This is a genomic window from Dyadobacter psychrophilus, from assembly GCF_900167945.1.
In the GTDB taxonomy this organism is placed as follows: Bacteria; Bacteroidota; Bacteroidia; order Cytophagales; family Spirosomataceae; genus Dyadobacter; species Dyadobacter psychrophilus.
In genome coordinates, this window is the sequence record NZ_FUZA01000006.1 from 382,445 (window position 1) to 402,043 (window position 19,599).

16 protein-coding genes are annotated in these 19,599 nt (G+C 44.5%); 8 read left to right on the plus strand and 8 right to left on the minus strand.

Annotation, left to right across the window (positions count from 1 at the left end):
- The first annotated feature begins 39 nt into the window (after nucleotides 1-39).
- The 4 genes from gldG (at nucleotide 40) to B5X68_RS21690 (ending at nucleotide 5,397) form a co-directional block, all read left to right on the plus strand.
- A complete protein-coding gene (gldG, locus tag B5X68_RS21675) occupies nucleotides 40-1,695 on the plus strand; it encodes a gliding motility-associated ABC transporter substrate-binding protein GldG (RefSeq protein WP_082216849.1) in 1,656 nt (551 codons plus the stop codon).
- A gap of 106 nt (nucleotides 1,696-1,801) precedes the next feature.
- Nucleotides 1,802-2,926, plus strand: a complete 1,125-nt coding sequence (dnaN, locus tag B5X68_RS21680; protein ID WP_082216850.1) for a DNA polymerase III subunit beta — start codon at nucleotides 1,802-1,804, stop codon at nucleotides 2,924-2,926.
- A gap of 186 nt (nucleotides 2,927-3,112) precedes the next feature.
- Nucleotides 3,113-3,487 carry a BlaI/MecI/CopY family transcriptional regulator gene (locus B5X68_RS21685; RefSeq protein ID WP_082216851.1) on the plus strand — a complete coding sequence of 125 codons (375 nt, stop codon included), beginning with the start codon at nucleotides 3,113-3,115 and terminating at the stop codon, nucleotides 3,485-3,487.
- Nucleotides 3,488-3,489: 2 nt separating this feature from the next.
- A complete protein-coding gene (locus B5X68_RS21690; protein WP_082216852.1) occupies nucleotides 3,490-5,397 on the plus strand; it encodes a M56 family metallopeptidase in 1,908 nt (635 codons plus the stop codon).
- Nucleotides 5,398-5,453: 56 nt separating this feature from the next.
- Here B5X68_RS21690 and B5X68_RS21695 read toward each other — a convergent pair whose 3' ends face one another.
- The gene (locus tag B5X68_RS21695) at nucleotides 5,454-6,521 is read right to left on the minus strand and encodes a ferredoxin--NADP reductase (RefSeq protein WP_082216853.1); all 1,068 of its coding nucleotides are present in this window, start codon (nucleotides 6,519-6,521) and stop codon (nucleotides 5,454-5,456) included.
- A 97-nt stretch (nucleotides 6,522-6,618) separates the two neighbouring features.
- Complete coding sequence (locus B5X68_RS21700) at nucleotides 6,619-7,848, minus strand: pyridoxal phosphate-dependent aminotransferase (protein WP_082216854.1); 1,230 nt, start codon at nucleotides 7,846-7,848, stop codon at nucleotides 6,619-6,621.
- 184 nt (nucleotides 7,849-8,032) lie between these two features.
- On the opposite strand from B5X68_RS21700, the gene B5X68_RS21705 reads away from it, so the two are divergent.
- Nucleotides 8,033-9,559 (plus strand): RtcB family protein, encoded by a 1,527-nt coding sequence (locus tag B5X68_RS21705; protein ID WP_082216904.1) that lies wholly within the window; start codon nucleotides 8,033-8,035, stop codon nucleotides 9,557-9,559.
- A gap of 1 nt (nucleotide 9,560) precedes the next feature.
- Here B5X68_RS21705 and B5X68_RS21710 read toward each other — a convergent pair whose 3' ends face one another.
- The 4 genes from B5X68_RS21710 to B5X68_RS21725 form a co-directional block, all read right to left on the minus strand.
- Entirely contained in the window at nucleotides 9,561-9,767 is a 207-nt protein-coding gene (locus B5X68_RS21710; RefSeq protein ID WP_082216855.1) for a prevent-host-death family protein, read from the minus strand.
- Nucleotides 9,767-10,024, minus strand: coding sequence for a type II toxin-antitoxin system RelE family toxin (locus tag B5X68_RS21715; protein WP_082216856.1), 258 nt, complete (start codon nucleotides 10,022-10,024; stop codon nucleotides 9,767-9,769). Before B5X68_RS21715 ends, B5X68_RS21710 begins: the two co-directional genes overlap by 1 nt.
- Before the next feature lie 74 nt (nucleotides 10,025-10,098).
- Entirely contained in the window at nucleotides 10,099-11,262 is a 1,164-nt protein-coding gene (locus B5X68_RS21720; protein ID WP_141110373.1) for a BamA/TamA family outer membrane protein, read from the minus strand.
- Nucleotides 11,263-11,453: 191 nt separating this feature from the next.
- A complete protein-coding gene (locus B5X68_RS21725; protein ID WP_082216858.1) occupies nucleotides 11,454-12,665 on the minus strand; it encodes an NADP-dependent isocitrate dehydrogenase in 1,212 nt (403 codons plus the stop codon).
- A 159-nt stretch (nucleotides 12,666-12,824) separates the two neighbouring features.
- Between B5X68_RS21725 and B5X68_RS21730 the strand changes: the two genes are divergently transcribed.
- Together B5X68_RS21730 and B5X68_RS21735 are read left to right on the plus strand one after the other, a co-directional pair.
- The gene (locus B5X68_RS21730; protein WP_082216859.1) at nucleotides 12,825-13,403 is read left to right on the plus strand and encodes a 5-formyltetrahydrofolate cyclo-ligase; all 579 of its coding nucleotides are present in this window, start codon (nucleotides 12,825-12,827) and stop codon (nucleotides 13,401-13,403) included.
- Nucleotides 13,404-13,553: 150 nt separating this feature from the next.
- Nucleotides 13,554-14,564, plus strand: a complete 1,011-nt coding sequence (locus B5X68_RS21735; protein ID WP_082216860.1) for an aspartate-semialdehyde dehydrogenase — start codon at nucleotides 13,554-13,556, stop codon at nucleotides 14,562-14,564.
- Between the two features lie 66 nt (nucleotides 14,565-14,630).
- Here B5X68_RS21735 and B5X68_RS21740 read toward each other — a convergent pair whose 3' ends face one another.
- The gene (locus tag B5X68_RS21740) at nucleotides 14,631-15,848 is read right to left on the minus strand and encodes an NADH-quinone oxidoreductase subunit D (protein ID WP_082216861.1); all 1,218 of its coding nucleotides are present in this window, start codon (nucleotides 15,846-15,848) and stop codon (nucleotides 14,631-14,633) included.
- 2 nt (nucleotides 15,849-15,850) lie between these two features.
- Nucleotides 15,851-17,368 (minus strand): glycoside hydrolase family 10-like protein, encoded by a 1,518-nt coding sequence (locus B5X68_RS21745; protein ID WP_170916700.1) that lies wholly within the window; start codon nucleotides 17,366-17,368, stop codon nucleotides 15,851-15,853.
- Between the two features lie 380 nt (nucleotides 17,369-17,748).
- Here B5X68_RS21745 and B5X68_RS21750 point away from each other — a divergent pair, with 380 nt between their 5' ends.
- Nucleotides 17,749-19,563 (plus strand): glycosyltransferase family protein, encoded by a 1,815-nt coding sequence (locus tag B5X68_RS21750; protein ID WP_082216863.1) that lies wholly within the window; start codon nucleotides 17,749-17,751, stop codon nucleotides 19,561-19,563.
- Nucleotides 19,564-19,599 lie beyond the last annotated feature (36 nt).

The window sequence follows — 19,599 nt, forward strand, 5'->3', positions numbered from 1 at the left end:
GTTTATATCTAAATCTGCCCAAAGGCCGTATCTTCCTGAATGAAAAATACAACGCTCCGGTTTGTCTTGATTGTAGGTTTGCTCGCCGGAGTAAACTTTTTGGCCTCACAGTTCTTCTTCCGATGGGACCTGACACAGGACAAGCGATACAGCATTTCTGACGCTACAAAACAGCTTTTAGGCGATCTTGACAAGGATATTATTGTTAATGTTTACCTAAGTGGCGATTTACCTGCGGGATTTGAACGATTGGAAAGCGCCACACGGGAAACATTGGAAGAGTTTAAAACTTATTCTAATGGCCACCTGATCGTTAACTATTCTGATCCCTCCGAAGCAACCAGTGAAGAACAACGGCAAAAACAGTTTCTGAATTTGGTTGACAGAGGTCTTACCCCGACAAACATATTCGATAATGAAGACGGGAAGCGGACGGAAAAGATCGTTTTTCCAGGTGCAATTGTTCAGGCAGATACATTATCTGTTCCGGTTCAGCTTTTAAAAGGGAATAAGTTCAGCTCGCCGGAAGAGCAGCTTAACCAGTCTTATGAAGGAGTTGAATTTGAAATAGCGTCCGCTATCCGGCTGCTGGGCAACCAGGAACATAAAAAAGTCGGGCTCGTTGTTAGCCATACCAAAATATCCCCGGCAAGACTAAGCGACTTAATTGCAACGATCCAGCAGAATTATGACGTGTTCCTGGACATGAATAATCCGGAATCTTATGAAGGACTGGATGCATTGCTCGTTTTAAAACCCGACAGCGCCTTTTCGGATGATGAAAAATATAAGCTGGACCAATACATTATGGGCGGCGGCAATGCATTGTTTTTCGTGGATGGGGCACGTGTCGACAGCGTTAGTCTGGACGGGAATTATGCGCAGCCATTGGACCTGAATCTCAACGATCTCTTTTTCAAATGGGGCGCAAGGGTTAACACGAACCTGGTTAAGGATCTCAAAAGCAGCGCGGAAATCCTTTTAAATGTTGGCAACGTGGGTGACAAACCAGACATTAGACCCGTGCCATGGCGCTTTTTTCCCTTGTTGAACAATTTTGGCAGACATACGATTACAAGGAATGTTAATGCCGTTTATACAAGGTTTCTTAGCTCGATCGATACAGTTGGAGGCGCTGACAACATTAAGAAAACGCCTTTGCTGATGACGTCAGAAAATACGCAGATCGTCAACGCACCTGTGCTTGTAGGTTATAATGAGGCGCGCAAGGATCCTGATCCGGCAACTTACAATACGGGGCTAAAATTGGCCGGTGTTCTTTTAGAAGGAACCTTCAGTTCCCTTTTCGCCAACCGGATTTTGCCTGGTGACCCGAAAGCGGCAAAATTTAAATCAACCGGAAACCCTGCCAAAGTCATCATTTGTTCAGACGGGGATATCATTGTGAACGATTATGATTATAAAAGGAATGCGCCATTGCCATTGGGTTATGACAGGGTGACCAGACAAACCTTCGGAAACAAGGACTTCGTGATGCATGCGCTTGATTATATGACGGATGCAAATGGACTGATCAGTGCACGCAGCAAACAAATTGACATTCGGGCATTGGACAAAATCCAGATCCGGGAAAACAAGAAGTTTTGGCAGGCACTTAATTTACTGCTCCCCATAGCCTTGATAGGAGTTTTTGGCGCATTACGCTACTACATCCGAACCCGAAAATTCGCTTAGAGCACGGTGCTTCGTCGGTAATTTTTTATACTTTTGTTCTCTACAAAACGATTTTTCGAAATCCGCTATATATAATTTTATCATCTAAACACTTACGTCACGAATTATGAAGTTTGTCGTTTCGTCATCAGTTCTACTTAAACAGCTGTCTGCTATAAACGGTGTCGTTTCAACGAACCCAATTGTGCCCATTCTTGAGAACTTCCTTTTATCACTGGAAGGAAATACATTAACGGTTACGGCTTCTGACCTTCAAACGGTGATGATCACCGAGATTGAAGTGGAGTCATCCGAAAAAGGAGCCATTGCCATTCCGGCCAAATTGTTGCTGGATACGCTTAGGGGACTGCCTGAACAACCGATTACATTGCAAGTAAATGGCGAGACATTCGGGACCGAGATCATTTCTGATAACGGTCGTTACAAGCTTTCAGGTGAGAATCCAATTGATTTTCCGAAAACACCAGCTGTTAATCGCGGCCAGTCCGTTGACTTTTCTTCCTCGTCATTAGGTGCTGCTATTGCTAATACATTGTTCGCAACGAGCACGGATGATCTTCGTCCTGCTATGACAGGGGTTTTTGTTCAAATGGGAACAGAAAACGCAACTTTCGTGGCAACAGACGGTCACAGATTGGTAAGATATCGCCGCACAGACATTAAGTCTGAGGTAGATACTTCCATGATCATTCAGCGCAAAGCATTGAATTTGTTGAAATCATGTTTGCCATCAGAGGATCTGCCGGTTAAGGCCGAATTCACATCGAGCAATGCATTTTTCAGCTTTGGAAACATTCGAATGATCTGCCGTTTGATCGACGAGCGTTTCCCGGATTATGAGAATGCAATTCCTACAAATAATCAGAATACACTTACTATTAACAGAATGGAAATCCTTAGCTCGCTAAGACGTATTTCTATTTACTCAAACAGAACAACGCACCAGGTTCGCCTGAAAATGTCGTTAAATGACCTTGTTATTTCTGCCGAAGATCTTGATTATTCCAATGAAGCAAACGAGCGCTTAATGTGCGAATACAATGGTGATGATATGGAAATTGGCTTCAATGCTAAGTTCCTTATTGAAGTGTTAGGCAACCTTTCCAGTAAGACAATTACATTTGAATTATCGGCTCCAAATCGTGCTGGTTTAATAATTCCTGTCGATCAGGAAGAGAATGAAGACATCCTAATGCTGGTTATGCCAGTGATGCTAAACACTTACGTTTAAAAATATATTTTGTTTATTAAGGAAAATCCAGCTGAGCTCAGCTGGATTTTTGCGTTTTATATCCTTCCAAATCAGCACTTTAACTTCTTTTAACATTTAACTACGAAAAAAATCGTAGTTAAGGCTTGCATCTACGATTTTTTTCGTAGACATTTGATACGAAGATTATCGTATAACATTTCCGCCATGTATATCAAGCCAACAGACTCCGAGTTAGAAATTCTAAATTATCTATGGCAAGCCGGGCCAAGCACAGTGCGCGCGGTTCATGATGCACTGTCCGCAACCAAAGATGTCGGTTATACAACCACATTAAAGTTAATGCAGATCATGCACGACAAAGGGCTTTTGTATCGCACAGAACAAGGTCGCTCGCACATTTATGTAGCGCTGCTGGGGAAAGAGGAAACGCAGCAAAATTTGCTGGGGAAATTGGTGGAGACTGCCTTTCAAGGTTCGGCGGCGCAAATGGTTATGCAAGCGCTGGGGAATCACTCTACTTCCAAACAAGAATTAGACGAAATACGTGAGTTATTAAATAACCTGGAAAACAACCGTTAGCCATGAAACTTATCCAAAACCTTCTTTCTGACACTGCCATTGCATCCTTCGGCTGGACATTAATTCATTCGCTTTGGCAAGGCACCTTAATCGCAGTTATTGCTATTGCGAGTTTTTATCTGCTTCGCCGTAAATCTGCTAACCTGAAATACATCGTTGGCGTGGGATTTCTGTCCGCCCAGGTTTTGTTATCCGCACTCACATTTATTTATTATGATTTTAAAGCAACGTCAGCGGCTAAGGTTGGAGCGGCTGTTACGGATAATTCCGCCAAAATCTTTCATTACGCCAGCTCAACGGTAAGCCGCGCAATTGATTCAAAACTCCCTCTTTCCTTTAAAGTACAAATGTGGCTTTCTGCCCACATTAGCGAGCTTGTGGTCTGCTGGCTCATTGGAGCGGCATTTCTGCTTCTGCGTTTTGCAGGCGGATGGATTTTTACGGAAAGGCTTCGCGTGAAAGCAAACATTGTCATGGACAAAGAATGGCGCGCTCGATTCGGTGTGATGACGGCCAAAATGAACATTACACAATCCGTGGAATTCCGGGAGACGGCAAAAATCGTAACGCCTATGGTCATTGGAGCGCTGAGCCCCGTTGTATTGATCCCGATAGGATTGCTTTCTGGGTTTTCTACGGCGCAAGTGGAGGCGATTTTAGCCCACGAACTTGCACATATCAGGCGCAACGACTATTTGATCAACATGCTACAATCTTTTGTGGAAGTTGTTTTCTTCTTTCATCCTGCCATCTGGTGGTTATCAGATCGCATCCGCGCCGAGCGTGAACATTGCTGTGATGATATTGCATTAAGTGTTTGCGGAGACAAGATGTCGTTGGCGCACGCACTGGTGAAAGTAGCCGAATGGCAGCATACGCCTGGCTTGGCAATGGCCTTTGCTTCAAAAAAACCGTTGTTGCTGCAAAGGGTGCAAAGAGTTTTGGGTTTAAATCCAAAGCCTGCTAGAACGCTGGGAAATCTGCCGATCATGCTTTTTGCTTTAAGCCTTGTTATTGGGATTTCAGTTTATGCAGTGGCTCAGAAAAGTGAAAAGGAAAAGACAAAAAAATCGGTGCAACATGCCACCAAGAAAAAACAATCCCCTAATAAATATGCAGTAAGAGATGATTCTATTGTTGAATTCGACGGAATTGAACCAGTTGTAGAACTAGCCGACATTGAAATTCCCGAAGTATACGTCCCTGAATTCGACATTCCAGAATTCGAAATCCCTGATATCGATCTCTCCGGAATAGCAGCAGTTCCTTTCATGGACGACTCTACCCAAAAGAAAATGAATGAGATACACCGCAAATTGCAGGCGTTGCAAGCGGAGATGGAACCTTATAATCAGCGCATTGAGGAAATTGAACTTGAAATGGAAAAATACCGGTTCGATGTGGAGCGTATACAAAGGGACATGGAGAAGCTCGATTGGAAGAAAGACGGAGCTCGGGAGTTGAGGGAAGATCTGATGGAAAAAAGATCATCACTTTTGGAAAGGTCCCGCTCCAATGATGCCAAAACCAATGAATCGGAATTGGAAAAGCAATTGGCTGATTTTGAGCAACAAATCAAAGTGCAGGAGCAAGCGATCTCCGAATTGAATGCACAAATTGCCTCTACGAGAAAGGAAACATTGAAGGCAGAAGAACCTATCCGTAATCTTGAAAAAGAAGTTGAAAGCCTTCGCGAAAAAATGGAGGCTATCAGTGAGAAAATGGGAATCGAGTCACTTGGCCTTGCCAGATATGAAGCGAGATCAATGCCCAGGCCAAGAGTTGCACGGGTTCCCCGACCTGCAAAGGCCACGTCCATCCGGAACGGACAAGCGCCCCCGCCTCCGCCAGCTCCCGCAAAGCCGGCAAAAGCGCCAGCAGCACCGAAACCACCGGTTCCCAACAAATAATAAAAATAAAGCGGGCAATGTGAAGACATTGCCCGCTTTATTTTTGACTGCTTATCTTATTCTACTTCAATAATCACATCGTCGCTCATCGGGTGGCTCACGCAGGTTAAAATAAACCCTTCGTTCAATTCCGCCTCCGAAAGTGCATCTTCTTCATCCAAATGCACTTTCCCGGAAGTGCATCTGCCCAAGCAAGCCGTACACATGCCCGCCTGACAAGAATACGGCAAGTCAATATCCATATTCAATGCTGCTTCAAGAACTGTTTCGTGCGGTTTTACCGGCAGCTTGTATTCCGCGCCTTCGTAAAACAAAGTAATTTCGCGCGTTTTTAACGTATCATCTTCCTCTTCCAAAGTCACTTCGCCAGGTTGTGCGGCTGTTGCCGTCATAAAGCTCTCTTTCCGGATCTTGTTTTCTGGAACAGCCAGAATGGCTAATGCCCTGTGCGCCTCTTCCATCATATCTTCCGGCCCGCAAAGAAAAAATTCTGCTTCGGACTTATTCAATGTAGGCAGCTTTTCTATTATTTTGAGCAAATGGCTCTTATTCAAACGTCCTTTTTCTCCTTCCCAGGTTTCGGTAGGCTGGCTTAATGTATGCACCAAATTGAATCGCTCGCCATATTTCGCCTGCAAGGCTTCCAGCTTATTTTTGAAAATGATGCTCTCCTCATTTCTGCTGCCATAAATCAGGAAAACCTCACTTTCCGGCTCCACCATTAATATTGATTTCAAAATAGAAAACAATGGTGTTACGCCACTCCCCGCTCCTATGAAAACAACTTGCCGGGTCTGATCATCATTCTGTTTTGGAAAAAATGCGCCCATAGGCTCCATAACTTCCAATGTATCACCTACTTTAACTGAATCCAGCAGCAAATTAGATGCGTAGCCGCCGGGAACTCTTTTAATTGTAATAGCCAAAGAAACATCCGTGTAAGGCGAGCTTGACATGGAGTAGGACCGCCTGATTTTTTTATCGTCAACCGGTAGAAGCAAGGTCAGGAACTGGCCCGGCCTGTATGCGACAACCTCATTTAGCGGATGCCAAAAATGCAGCGTCGAAGCTTCCTCGGTCTCTTTCTCGATTTCCTTAACTTTCAAAAAATAATACTTACTCATTGATACAGATATTGCGATTAGCGGCCGGTTGCGTTTACCCGGGAATACAAAAGCCTCACAGGTAACACCTATGAGGCTTTTATGATTTCAATTTTTATTATTTTAAAGTTGCTACCGCGTCTTTAATGCGTTGAACAGCTTCCACCAGCGATTCGTCAGCAGCTGCCGTTGAAATACGGATACAATCCGGGGCTCCAAAACCTGAACCAGCCACTGTTGAAACGTATGAGTTGTTCAATAACCAGTTCGAGAAGTCGTCAGAGTCATTGATCTGTGTTGTTCCATCCGACTTTCCAAAGTAATAACTTACGTCCGGGAACGCGTAGAACGCTCCCTGAGGCATATTTACCTTAAATCCGGGAATTTCTCTTAGCAAACCAACAACAAGATCACGACGACGTGCATATGCTTTTGTCATCTCAATGGAAGGTTCCATAGGGCCGTTAAATGCAGCCGTTGCCGCCTTTTGGGCAATCGAGTTGGTTCCAGAAGTAACTTGTCCCTGCAATTTTTCAACACCATCGGCAATCCACTTCGCAGCAGCTGTAAACCCGATTCTCCATCCCGTCATAGCATAACCTTTTGCTACACCATTCACAGTAATAACACGGTCTTTTAATGCTGGAATGGAGCCAATGCTAAAATGGCCCTCCTCCGTGAAATTAATATATTCGTAGATCTCGTCAGCCAACACGTAAACATCTTCGTGCTTTTCAATCACTGCTGCGATCTCCCTAAGCTCATTTTCTGAGTAAACTGCTCCGGTTGGATTGTTTGGAGAAGCATACATTACAATTCTGGTGCGTGGCGTGATGGCAGCTTCCAATTGCGCAGCGGTCACTTTGAAATCATTATCAAAAGCACCATTGATCACAACCGACTTTCCCTCAGCCAGCTTCACCATTTCGGAATAACTAACCCAGTAAGGCGCGAAGATTACAACCTCATCGCCCGGATTAATCAAAACCTGGATTACATTAGCCAGAGAATGTTTCGCTCCCGTCGAAACCACGATATTTTCTGGTTTCCAATCTATATTATTGTCGCGCTTTAACTTATCAGCAATTGCCTTTCGCAGATCAGGATAACCTGCTACCGGTGAATAACCATGAAAACCATCATCAATGGCCTTCTTAGCAGCCTCGCAGATGTGTGCGGGCGTCTTGAAATCTGGCTCTCCAACGCTCAGACTGATTACTTTGTGACCTTGTGCGGCCAATTCACGTGCCATTTTAGTCATCGCAAGCGTCGAAGATTCTTCGAGTGCGTTGATCCGGTCGGCCAATAACCGTGGTGCAACCTGGGTTTGCTCTGCTACTGCGGACATTGCAACAATAATTTAGTTAAAGAAGATACTGCGATCTGTATGAACAAATTGCCCGCAAAGGTACGTGTTTTTTAGAAGTTGTATTGTGTAATGCAAAGAAAGATTTGTGAAAAAGTGGCGTTACCAAACGAAAAAATGTGCGTCTAAGGATAGATGATTTTTTCTAACTTAAAACAACATGGAAATGGATACGGAAATCAACATTGACGAGATAAAATTTTTGGCCAACATTCCCGACGAGCTGCATGCGCCTGTGCTGCGCGTTGCGAACGGTTTGCACCAACGTGCTAAATATCCCAAGGAAAAAGTATTTCTGCTGCTGGCCAAAATGATAAACAGCCCGAAAAAATTTGCTCTGTCCAGAAACAAAGTGACCAACCTAGCCAAAATCTTTTACGAATACAAAAGGAATGGAAAGGAAATAACACTCACGGACGACGGCAAGGAGCTGATATACAATGAAGAAGCTGTTTTAACATTAGAGGAAAAGGGTGGACAGTCAAAGCATAAGTTTGATCTGAGGGAAGAAAAACTGCATTATACGGTTTTTGGGAAAGAGCACATTGAAGAAGGCGCTTTATTGCAAATGGAAACGGCTGTAAGTTTGCCTATTTCAATTGCCGGCGCGCTGATGCCGGACGCACACCAGGGTTATGGCTTGCCTATAGGCGGCGTGCTGGCGACAGAAGCGGATAAAGTAATCCCGTTTGCTGTGGGCGTTGACATTGCCTGCCGCATGTGCATGTCTGTATTTGACTTGCCTGCCGATTATCTCAAACGCGAACCGCATTTGCTTAAAAAGATCCTGACTGAAAATACGAAATTCGGCATGGGCGGGGAAACAACGCGCAAATATGACGATAGCGTCATGGATCTTGCGGAATGGAATTCGGTCAAAATTGTTCGCAATCTTAAAGACAAAGCTTACCGGCAGTTGGGGACTTCTGGCACCGGGAATCATTTTGTTGAATGGGGAATCGTGGAAGTTTTTGAGGATGATACATTACTGAAACTTCCCAAAGGCACTTATTTGTCGCTGCTTTCTCATTCCGGTTCTCGCGGATTTGGTGGTAATGTTGCAAATCATTATTCCAAACTGGCCATGCAAAAGACAGTTCTTCCCAAGCAGGCTGCGCATCTTGCCTGGCTCGATCTGAACACGCAGGAAGGCCAGGAATACTGGATCGCCATGAATCTGGCAGGAGAATATGCTTCCGCAAATCATCATGAAATTCATAATAAGATTGCCCGGGAGCTAGGACATAAGCCAATAAGAATGATCGAAAACCACCACAACTTCGCCTGGAAAGAGCAGTTAGCGGACGGCACCGATGTAATTGTCCATAGAAAAGGCGCGACCCCGGCTGGGGCCAATGAGTTGGGCATTATTCCCGGATCAATGAGCCAGCCCGGTTATGTAATTCGTGGAAAGGGCAGCGCTGAGGCAATAAATTCTGCTTCACACGGTGCCGGGCGCGTAATGTCACGCACGAAAGCATTTTCGACAACAACGAGAAGTGAAATGAATAATGTTTTGAAAGATGCGGGAATTCAGCTTATCGGCGGCGATCTCGATGAATCGCCAATGGTTTACAAAAACATTGACGACGTCATCGCCGCACAGCATGACCTTGTCACTGTGCTAGCCAAATTCTCACCGAAAATCGTCAGAATGGCGGATCCAAATCGGAAAGAAGGGAGGGAGGATTAGGTTAAATGCCTAATTCAGCTTTGACATCATCCAGCGTATGCCAGGTTTTGTTTTCTGATTTGATTTTAATTGCTCGTAGATAGTCCGCAAGATCTTCAATGCTGTCAAAGTCTGACAGTTCATTAAGCAAGGATTCATACTCAGCGATCGGGAGAACAGCAAATTTCGGTTTTCCCGATTCCTCTATAATTTGTGCATGTAGGTTCATTAATAAATGTGTTTTCTGTGTCCTATATCGATTATCTCGATAATTTTTAACGCATCCTCTTTGTCAAAAAGAACGCGATAGTCTCCTATTCTCAAACGAAAAACCGCTATCGGATGACTTTGCAATCGCTTTACATTTCGTGCTTCATTTGGATCTGCTGAAAGTTCCTCCAGCTTTTCCAAGATTTGCGAAGCGTCGCGCTTAGGGATCGCCTTTAAGCTTTTGAGAGCTTTATTAGTAAAAATCAATTTGTACATTAGAGTATAGTGTGCTTAGATAAAATTAAGCATCCTAACTCGAATTGTCAAACATTCAGTAACCAGAACTTCCTCTAAAAAACTTCCCCTAAATTCACAAACAAACCCCTCGAACCTTTCATACCAAAACCATAGTCAATAGCAACATTGGCTCTGGATTTTTTGTTGACTTTTATCCTTAGCCCGACTCCGCCGCCGGGTGCGACTTTGGTAAAGTTGTTGGCTGGCCAGTTTGATACGCTTTGGGCATTTCCGAAAACTACGGCGCCTAACAGGCCGTTTCGGGTAAGGGACATTCTGTATTCGGTCTCAAAATAAAGCAACTTTGGACTACGGAATCGGCCTTGAATGTAACCGCGACCCATGGCAGTGGCCGGGTCCCAGCCTGTACTCGGAAGATCCAGATAGGGCGCTTTTCCACTTACAACGAGCCAGTTATAGTTCCAGAACGCCAGTGTATTTCTGCTGCCCTGCGGAAGATTGAAGTATTTTCGGATATCAACAACGATTGAATTCCAGTTACTAGTGCTGTTAAGCTTTTTCAGGCTCGACCGATATTGCACGCTGGTATAAAAGCCCTTTTCAGGATTAATGGAGTTTGTGCGGTTGTCGTAAACCAATGTTGCAACCGGGCCCGCTGAAATTGATTTTGGGGTTAGACCATATCTGGTAACGTCGGCATTGCTATCTTCCTGGCTTATACGCCAACGGTAATCATAAAAGAACCCGATTCCGGCATAAAATGACTCGGTAACTTTTTTCAAAACCGTTTGGTGAAGTCGAACGTGCTTATAATCAATCCCGGAAGCATCACTCAGCTCACTATCAGGCCCGAGACCATAAGTGTCCTGGGGATATTTAAAGTAACGCCAATCCGTTAAAATGTTAAGATCATTATCCCGCGTCCAAATGCTGGCTTGGAGTGGAATGGTGATTTGCTTGTATTGGGTATAAATGAAGTTTGCAGTAATGCTCGACAACCTCGTTTTTTGCGGATTACTGGAATAAAATGCGGAATTTACATTCATTGAACCGATCAGACCCGAGGTCAATGTATAGCCAAAAGCGGGCACAATGGAAAAGAGCACTTTCCCCGTCTTCAAAACTGTATCCACCTTTACTGAATCTTGCCGGTGCTTTTTCCGCAAGCCTTTTAGCACATCAATAATATCCTTTTGCAAAACAATCTTTCTAACAGAGTCCGCCTTTTCGACGGGCTGATCATCAGATATTTGCATGGGCCGGCTGTATGATTCCACACCTGTGAACGACAGGTAAAGAAACAGCATCAATATGCGTAACAAATTTCGCTTCAACTTATTTATGGGGGTAACATTTGGAATATAATATACTATACCAAAATGATACCTAAACAAAAAGCCACCGACCCGTGAAGAATCAGTGGCTTTTGTAATGAATTCTCAGTGAGTTACGCCAATGCCGCTTTCAGATTGGTGTCAATCGCGTCAAGGAATTCCTCAGTATATAGGTAATGCTCGCCGTGTTTCACATCGTTTCCGTGAATGTTAACAGCAAGGTCCTTGGTCATTTTCCCACTTTCAACCGTTTCAATACACACTTTTTCAAGGGCAAGGCTGAAATCGATCAAAGGCTGGTTGTTATCCAGTTTACCACGGAATGCCAAACCACGTGTCCAGGCGAAGATCGACGCGATTGGGTTTGTAGAAGTTGGTTTTCCTTTTTGGTGCTCGCGATAGTGACGTGTTACCGTTCCGTGCGCAGCCTCAGCTTCCATGGTTTTGCCATCTGGTGTTACCAAAACAGAAGTCATCAAGCCCAATGAACCGAAACCTTGTGCAACTGTATCTGACTGAACGTCACCGTCATAGTTTTTACAAGCCCATACAAAGTTTCCTTCCCATTTTAATGCAGAAGCAACCATGTCATCGATCAAACGGTGCTCGTAATGCACTTTTCCTGCATAATCGCTTTCGTAAACTTCCTGGAAAATATCCTTGAAACGGCCATCGTATTTTTTAAGGATTGTATTTTTTGTCGAAAGGTAAAGGGGCCATCCTTTGTCCAATGCAACATTGAAACAAGCGTAAGCAAATCCGCGGATCGACTCATCAATGTTATACATTCCCATGGCAACGCCCGCACCTTTGAATTGGTAAACTTCGTGCTCGATCACTTGTCCGTCTTCGCCTTCAAATTTGATGGTAAGCTTTCCTTTTCCAGGCACAACGAAGTCTGTTGCTTTATATTGATCGCCAAAAGCGTGACGGCCAACGATGATAGGAGCTGTCCAGTTAGTAACCAAACGGGGAACATTGCTCATTACGATAGGCTCACGGAAAACAGTTCCGTCCAGAATGTTACGGATCGTTCCGTTTGGCGATTTCCACATTTGTTTCAGGTTGAATTCCTTCACGCGGTCTTCGTCAGGCGTAATCGTAGCGCATTTGATCCCCACACCATATTCTTTTATCGCATTCGCCGCATCTATGGTAACCTGGTCATTCGTTTCGTCGCGGTATTCCACGCCCAAATCGTAATATTTAATATCCAGATCCAGGTATGGCAGAATAAGTTTTTCTTTAATAAACTTCCAGATAATCCTGGTCATTTCGTCTCCGTCAAGCTCCACTACGGGATTTGCAACTTTAATTTTGCTCATGTCTTGTTTATAAACTATGGTTAAAGATTTTAAAATGCGAGCGTGAAAGTACAAACAATAGCGTAAAAAGGCGAAAAAAGGAGAACATTGTTAAGGAGTTAACTTTGGCAGCCTTAGTCTAATTTTCGATATTGCCAGTGAGTATAAAACAGAAAAATAATGGACAAGGCTTCGTTACGCAGGGATTTTCTACAAAAAAGACTCAATCTCCCCGACGATGAAGTTTCACTCAAGAATGATCTTATCGCCAGAAATCTCTTTGCGTCGCTCGCGATAAATGGCGGCGAGACAATCCATATTTTTTTACCGCAAATCAACAAAAAGGAAATCGACACCTGGAACATTATCAGGCGATTGCGGCTGATGTTTCCGGAACTCCGCATTGTGGTGCCATATGTAATTCCGAAAACAAAGGAAATGGAACATTATGTTTTAGATACCCAAACCCGCCTGGTTACTAATCAGTGGGGAATCCCCGAACCGGACCCGGCGACCTCTCAAATCGTTGATGTTCAGGGCATCGACCGCATTTGCATTCCTTTACTGGCGTTTGACGAGCGAGGTTACAGGGTTGGCTACGGTGGCGGATATTACGATCGGTTCTTAGCCAAATGTCGGCCCGATGCTGTCAAAACAGGGCTCTCTTTCTTCAAACCAATTGCTATAATCGAAGACATTAACCCATACGACATTCGCATGGACTCCTGCATAACGCCCGAAAAAACCTGGATTTGGTAACTCAATTCACCTTTTTGTCCTGAATTCCAGCGCATAAAATGTAAAAATCTACATTCATTCTAAAATTCCTCGTAAATTTGCGGCACTTTTCGCCTGCTCAGGCAGCCTGAAGTAAGATCATTTTCTATCCACTTTTATCTTAATGCAAGAATGAAAATCGCAGTAGTAGGCGCCACCGGCTTGGTAGGCGGCGAAATCCTCAAAGTGCTCGAAGAGCGTAATTTCCCGGTGACGGAATTATTAGCCGTTGCATCTGAAAGATCTGTTGGTAAGGAAGTTACATTCAAGGGTAAACAGATAAAGGTGATCGGATTTGAGGAAGCCATTGCAGCCAAACCTGAGATAGCGATATTTTCAGCAGGTGGCGGAACGTCATTAGAGCTTGCGCCAAGATTCGCGGAAGCTGGCATTACAGTGATTGATAATTCCTCGGCATGGAGAATGGACCCGACTAAAAAACTGGTTGTTCCTGAAATCAATGCAGGTGAATTAACGAGAGAAGATAAGATTATTGCAAATCCAAATTGCTCGACCATTCAAATGGTGGTGGTTTTGAATCCTTTACATCAAAAATATAAAATCAAACGTGTGGTGGTTTCCACTTACCAGTCTGTAACGGGAACGGGTAAGGCGGCAGTTGACCAGCTTTTCTCAGAACGCGCTGGCGATCACAGCAAAGGAAAAGTATATCCGCACCAGATCGACCTGAATGTATTGCCGCATATCGACGTGTTTTTGGATAACGGTTACACGAAGGAAGAGATGAAAATGACCAATGAAACGAAAAAGATCATGGGCGACGACAGCATTGCGGTTACGGCCACAACAGTTCGCATCCCAACCATCGGCGGTCACTCTGAGGCAGTTAACATTGAATTCGAGAATGAATTTGATCTGGACGAAGTTCGTCAGATTTTAAGCGAGGCGGAAGGTGTGATTTTGCAGGATGATCCTAAAAAAGCACTTTATCCAATGCCTTTAACAGCGCACGGAAAAGACGAAACTTTCGTAGGCCGCATCCGCCGCGACGAATCTCAGCCTAAAACACTGAATCTTTGGATTGTAGCTGATAACCTTCGCAAAGGCGCGGCCACCAATACAGTTCAGATTGCTGAGTTTTTGGCTAAGCATGATTTGGTAGGTGTAGCGCAGGCTGTTTAGGATTTTTTGGAATAAAATAAATGAGAAGGAGCTGCTGAAAGGTGGCTCCTTTTTTTGTTCCAGAGATTACCTATCTACTTCTCCCATCACCACATCAATAGATCCAATAACAGCCACCAAATCAGCGAGTAAAGATCCTTTTGTAATTTCGCCGATCACCGAAAGATTGTGAAAACAACAAGAGCGGGCTTTGCAGCGGAATGGGACATCAGATCGGCCATCTGTGCGGAAAAAGAAACCAAGCTCGCCCTTCGGACTCTCACCGCGAACGTAAAAATCCATCGCCTTAGGCCGGATTTTCTTCGGTACAATGGCTTGCGGATCAAAATCACGTGTCCGCTTGTAATTTCCGGTAAGTTGTTCAAGACTTTGCTCAATCATTTTCACGGATTCCCAGCATTCCACCACACGAACCCAGGTCCTGTCCCAGCAATCACCCGTGGTGCCCATTTTGCCTTCGCCAATAGGAATTTCAAAATCCAGTTCGGGGTAAACCGAGTAACCATCCACTTTCCGGAGATCGTAACGAAGTCCGGAACCACGCAACATTGGGCCAGTACAGCCATAATTGATGGCAACGGGCAATGGAAGAACGCCAACATTGGCTGTGCGCTGGATAAAAATTTTATTGTCGACCACAAGTTGCTGCAATTCTGTCAACTTGGGCTTCAAGTATTTAATAAATTCCAGACAGCGTTCTTCAAAACCAACCGGCAAATCGTAGAATAACCCGCCAATCCAAATGTAATTATAAAGCATTCTCGCACCGCAGGTCCATTCCAGCAAGCGCAGGATCTGTTCGCGGTCGCGCATCATCCATAGAAACGGCGTGTAAGCGCCAATATCCATGGCATAAGTTCCTAATGCTACAAAATGCGAAGCCAGCCGGTTCAGTTCGGCCACTACAACGCGTATGTATTCAATGCGTTTTGGGATGTCGTTCTCAATGCCCAGCATTCTCTCCACGCCCATTACATATGCATGCTCGGAATTCATTGCCGCGACGTAGTCCATACGGTCCACATATGGGATGATCTGATTGAAAGGCAATGACTCGGCGTGCTTTTCGAAGCAGCGGTGCAGATAACCCAAATGAGGGACCACATCTACAATGATTTCTCCGTCCGTAACCACTTCCAGCCGCAGAACTCCGTGTGTACTAGGATGTTGTGGCCCCATATTCAAAACCATTTCTTCTCTACGAAGATTTTCGGACTTGTATTTTGTAGGAACCGAAACGGCCAGATATTCGGGTTTGTATTCGTATTGAATAGAATTGCTCATAGTTAGAATCTCACAAGCTTTTGATCATGAACCTCCACTTTCAATGGCCCAATGGGCCGCCCCTCATTATGCAGCCTATCAACAGCCGTTACATAGTATATGTATCGCTTTCCTGATTCAGCGGTCAAATCAATAAATTTCTCACCTTCATAACACATGCCAAGAATGCGTCTGGGATCATGCGCGGAGGCTTTTTCATCGGGCGCAAAACGGTAAATTACATAATACCAGGCCCTGTCGCCATCCGATGCTGGATCTGGCCGTTCCCAGGTCAGTTCGATGCCCTTCGATAATAATGTCGCTTTCAGACTTCTGGGAGACAATGGTGCAATCCTGTCTTTCCAGGGCATAGTCGGGACAAGCGACGGATAACGGAAAAAATCTCTGCGGAGTGAATCTACAAACCCAAGGCTGTTTCCGCGCAACGAACGCGAACTGAAAAAAATCGCCCCGTCCGTTTCGCTTTCCCTTAAGTATCGAACCTGATTGGGAATTTCCAATGGATTAGACCAATGTTTGTCTTTGTCCTTATAACCGACGCGATAAGCGCCCATTCCTATATATAAATGTCGTTCGTAAGAATTCTCTGTCCACCAATCGACCAAATTTTTATAAGGGACGCGTGAAAATCCGGAAGAAAAATAGACTTGTGGCGCTATATAATCAATCCATCCTTCCTTAATCCAACGCCTGCTATCGGCGAAAAGATCATCATAGGACGCCAACGCACCATATGTTTTAGATCCTTCCGCATCACGGTCTTTATTTCTCCAGACACCAAAAGGACTGATCCCGAATTTCAGGCGTGGCTTAACCGCCTCCAGTCCATCATGAATTTGTTTTACTAATAAATCAATGTTATGTCTTCTCCAATCGGCCTTATTGGCAAATCCCTCTCCGTATTTCTGAAATGTTGCCTCATCCTGAATAACCTGTCCGGGAGCGGCATAAGGGTAAAAGTAATCGTCAAAATGAATGCCGTCCACGTCGTAGTTTTTAGCAACATTCACCGTCATATCTGTAATAAACTGCCTTACTTCGGGAATACCAAAATTAAAAAGCTTATAACCATCGTAACTCAGGATCCACTCAGGGTGTATTTTACTAATATTTTCAGCAGAAACGCTGGTTGAAGATTTGTGAACCAACCGGTTCAGATTTAGCCATGCATGAAATTCGAGGCCTCGCTTGTGCGCCTCATTAACCATAAAATCCAACGGGTCCCACATCGGGTCAGGTTGCCTCCCCTGCCGCCCCGTTAACCATTCGGACCAAGGCTCAGTGCTTTTGGCATAAAATGCATCTCCGGCCGCGCGGACCTGCACGAAAACGGCATTCATTCCTACTTTCTTATGGAAATCGAGCAGGGCTGAAAATTCCTCCTGCTGTTCCCCTGGTATAAGATTTTTGCTGCTAGGCCAATCAATATTATCAACAGTAGCGATCCAAACTGCCCTGAATTCCCTTTTTGGAGGGAGAATCTCTTCAGTTTCGGCACTTTGGGCAATACAACTTTCCATTATAAAAAGAAGGAATGTAAAGGAAAGCGCAACTATTTTAATTTTTTTCACTATCTAACCAATGCAAAATGTTAATCCAACCAAAGTAACGTAATTTGGAACAAAGTTAGCCGAGAACCGTCTTAAATTCATGTGATGACGGTTTGAAATGACTCTGTTTGTGAAGTGAACACCAAAACCTGCATTCTTGTCTTTGTTATATTTTAAGCATCTCAGCGCGTATTATGCTTTGTTTAAGGTCGAAGAAACAAACGGCGGATTGTTGTTATTGTGAATAATTTTTCTGCATATTTATTGTGTAATTACAAGGATTTTTGTGACTTAAAGAAAACAACACTCTTTGCGAATGCAGCTAGTAACGTTTAAACCTACATCCCGTATTGGAACCATTTGTCAAAACCACTAAGAAAAACGTCCTGTTTGAAATTGCATGGGAGGTTTGTAATCAAGTTGGAGGAATTTATACTGTAATACGGACCAAGGTCCCCGCAATGGTAGAAAAGTGGGAAGACAACTACTTTTTGCTAGGCCCATATTTCGAGAAAAAAGCGTCATCCGAATTTGAAATAATCACCGATCTGGAGGATTCTCCGGCTGGCCGTGTCGTAAAGCGATTGCGCGATATGGGTTACACCGTATATTATGGTTACTGGCTCGTTACCGGCAAGCCGCGAGTTATCCTATTTGATCTGGAAAGCATTGCGCATGAGCTCGATACTATCAAATTTAACCTGTGGGAACGCAGCCGTATTCCTACAATCAATGTTGAGCCGCTGGTCAATCAAACGCTTTGCTTCGGGGAATTTGTTCGGTTATTCTTGAAGGAATATGCTGAGGAAAATGCAAAACGTGAAGAAATTTATGCCCAGTTCCACGAGTGGATGGCCAGCAGCGGCCTACCCGACCTAAAACGCGATAATGTTAAAATTGCAACCACATTTACCACCCATGCAACCATGCTGGGGCGTTATCTGGCGCAGAATGTAAGTGGATTTTACAGCAAGCTCCCCTTCTTCGACTGGGAACAGGAAGCAAAAAATTACGGAATCCTGGCGCAATGTTCTGTTGAAAGGCAAGCAGCATTGAGTGCGCATGTGCTCACTACGGTGAGTGATGTTACGGCACGGGAATGTGAAGTTTTCCTGGGCCGGATGCCTGATCTGGTTACACCGAATGGCCTTAATGTTGTGCGTTTCCAGGCTGTCCACGAATTCCAAAATCTACATTTAAAACATAAGGAGCGTATTCATGAGTTTGTACTAGGGCATTTTTTCCCGAGCTATTCCTTTGATCTGGACAAAACGCTTTATTTCTTCACTTCTGGGCGTTATGAATATAGTAACAAAGGCTACGACCTCACGTTGGAAGCATTGGCCAGGCTGAACTGGAAAATGGTGCAGGCAAATATGGATATGACGGTTGTAATGTTCATTGTGACCAAACAGCCGTATTCTTCTGTTAATCCGGACGTTTTGCAATCGAGGGCAGTCTTAAACGAGTTGCAGGAAACCTGTACTGCCATTGAAAAAGAAGTGGGAGAAAAACTTTTCCTTGCAACGGCCTCAGGCGCGGATCATAAAATGCCCGATCTAAACAATTTTGTGGATGAATATTGGAGGTTAAGGCTTAGGAGGACCATTCAAAGCTGGAAAACGGACAAACTGCCTGCTTTCGTAACGCACGATTTGAAAGCGGAAGACGGCATTACAGAGTTTTGCAAAACGGCAAATCTGGTCAATAATGAGCGCGACCGGGTGAAAATCGTTTATCACCCGGATTTCATTTCCTCAACAAATCCGCTTTTCGGGCTTGATTACGGGCAATTTGTGAGAGGTTGCCACCTTGGCGTCTTCCCAAGTTATTACGAACCATGGGGTTACACGCCACTGGAATGCGTCGTCCGCGGCGTGCCAACAGTAACGAGTGACCTTTCAGGATTCGGAGATTACATCATGCAAATTATGCGGGATTATGAAAACCGCGGCATTTACGTAATCAACAGAAAATCACAGACATTCACCCAAGCCGCCGACCAGCTCGCCGATATCCTGTTCAAATTCGTAAGAATGCAGCGCCGCGACCGCATTATGCAGCGAAACCGCGTCGAAAACATCTCGGATGTATTCGACTGGATGAATCTGCGCTCTTATTACGACACCGCGCACGATCTGGCCGCGAAAAGGCGGAAGCCGTGATGATATTGCAGAATAAAGTAAAGCCCATTTCAAATG

Coding starts and splice junctions, on each gene's coding strand:
- gldG (WP_082216849.1), top strand. CDS start 40: ATGAAAAATACAACGCTCCGGTTTGTCTTGATTGTAGGTTTGCTCGCC.
- dnaN (WP_082216850.1), top strand. CDS start 1,802: ATGAAGTTTGTCGTTTCGTCATCAGTTCTACTTAAACAGCTGTCTGCT.
- B5X68_RS21685 (WP_082216851.1), top strand. CDS start 3,113: ATGTATATCAAGCCAACAGACTCCGAGTTAGAAATTCTAAATTATCTA.
- B5X68_RS21690 (WP_082216852.1), top strand. CDS start 3,490: ATGAAACTTATCCAAAACCTTCTTTCTGACACTGCCATTGCATCCTTC.
- B5X68_RS21695 (WP_082216853.1), bottom strand. CDS start 6,521: ATGAGTAAGTATTATTTTTTGAAAGTTAAGGAAATCGAGAAAGAGACC.
- B5X68_RS21700 (WP_082216854.1), bottom strand. CDS start 7,848: ATGTCCGCAGTAGCAGAGCAAACCCAGGTTGCACCACGGTTATTGGCC.
- B5X68_RS21705 (WP_082216904.1), top strand. CDS start 8,033: ATGGATACGGAAATCAACATTGACGAGATAAAATTTTTGGCCAACATT.
- B5X68_RS21710 (WP_082216855.1), bottom strand. CDS start 9,767: ATGAACCTACATGCACAAATTATAGAGGAATCGGGAAAACCGAAATTT.
- B5X68_RS21715 (WP_082216856.1), bottom strand. CDS start 10,024: ATGTACAAATTGATTTTTACTAATAAAGCTCTCAAAAGCTTAAAGGCG.
- B5X68_RS21720 (WP_141110373.1), bottom strand. CDS start 11,262: ATGCAAATATCTGATGATCAGCCCGTCGAAAAGGCGGACTCTGTTAGA.
- B5X68_RS21725 (WP_082216858.1), bottom strand. CDS start 12,665: ATGAGCAAAATTAAAGTTGCAAATCCCGTAGTGGAGCTTGACGGAGAC.
- B5X68_RS21730 (WP_082216859.1), top strand. CDS start 12,825: ATGGACAAGGCTTCGTTACGCAGGGATTTTCTACAAAAAAGACTCAAT.
- B5X68_RS21735 (WP_082216860.1), top strand. CDS start 13,554: ATGAAAATCGCAGTAGTAGGCGCCACCGGCTTGGTAGGCGGCGAAATC.
- B5X68_RS21740 (WP_082216861.1), bottom strand. CDS start 15,848: ATGAGCAATTCTATTCAATACGAATACAAACCCGAATATCTGGCCGTT.
- B5X68_RS21745 (WP_170916700.1), bottom strand. CDS start 17,368: ATGGAAAGTTGTATTGCCCAAAGTGCCGAAACTGAAGAGATTCTCCCT.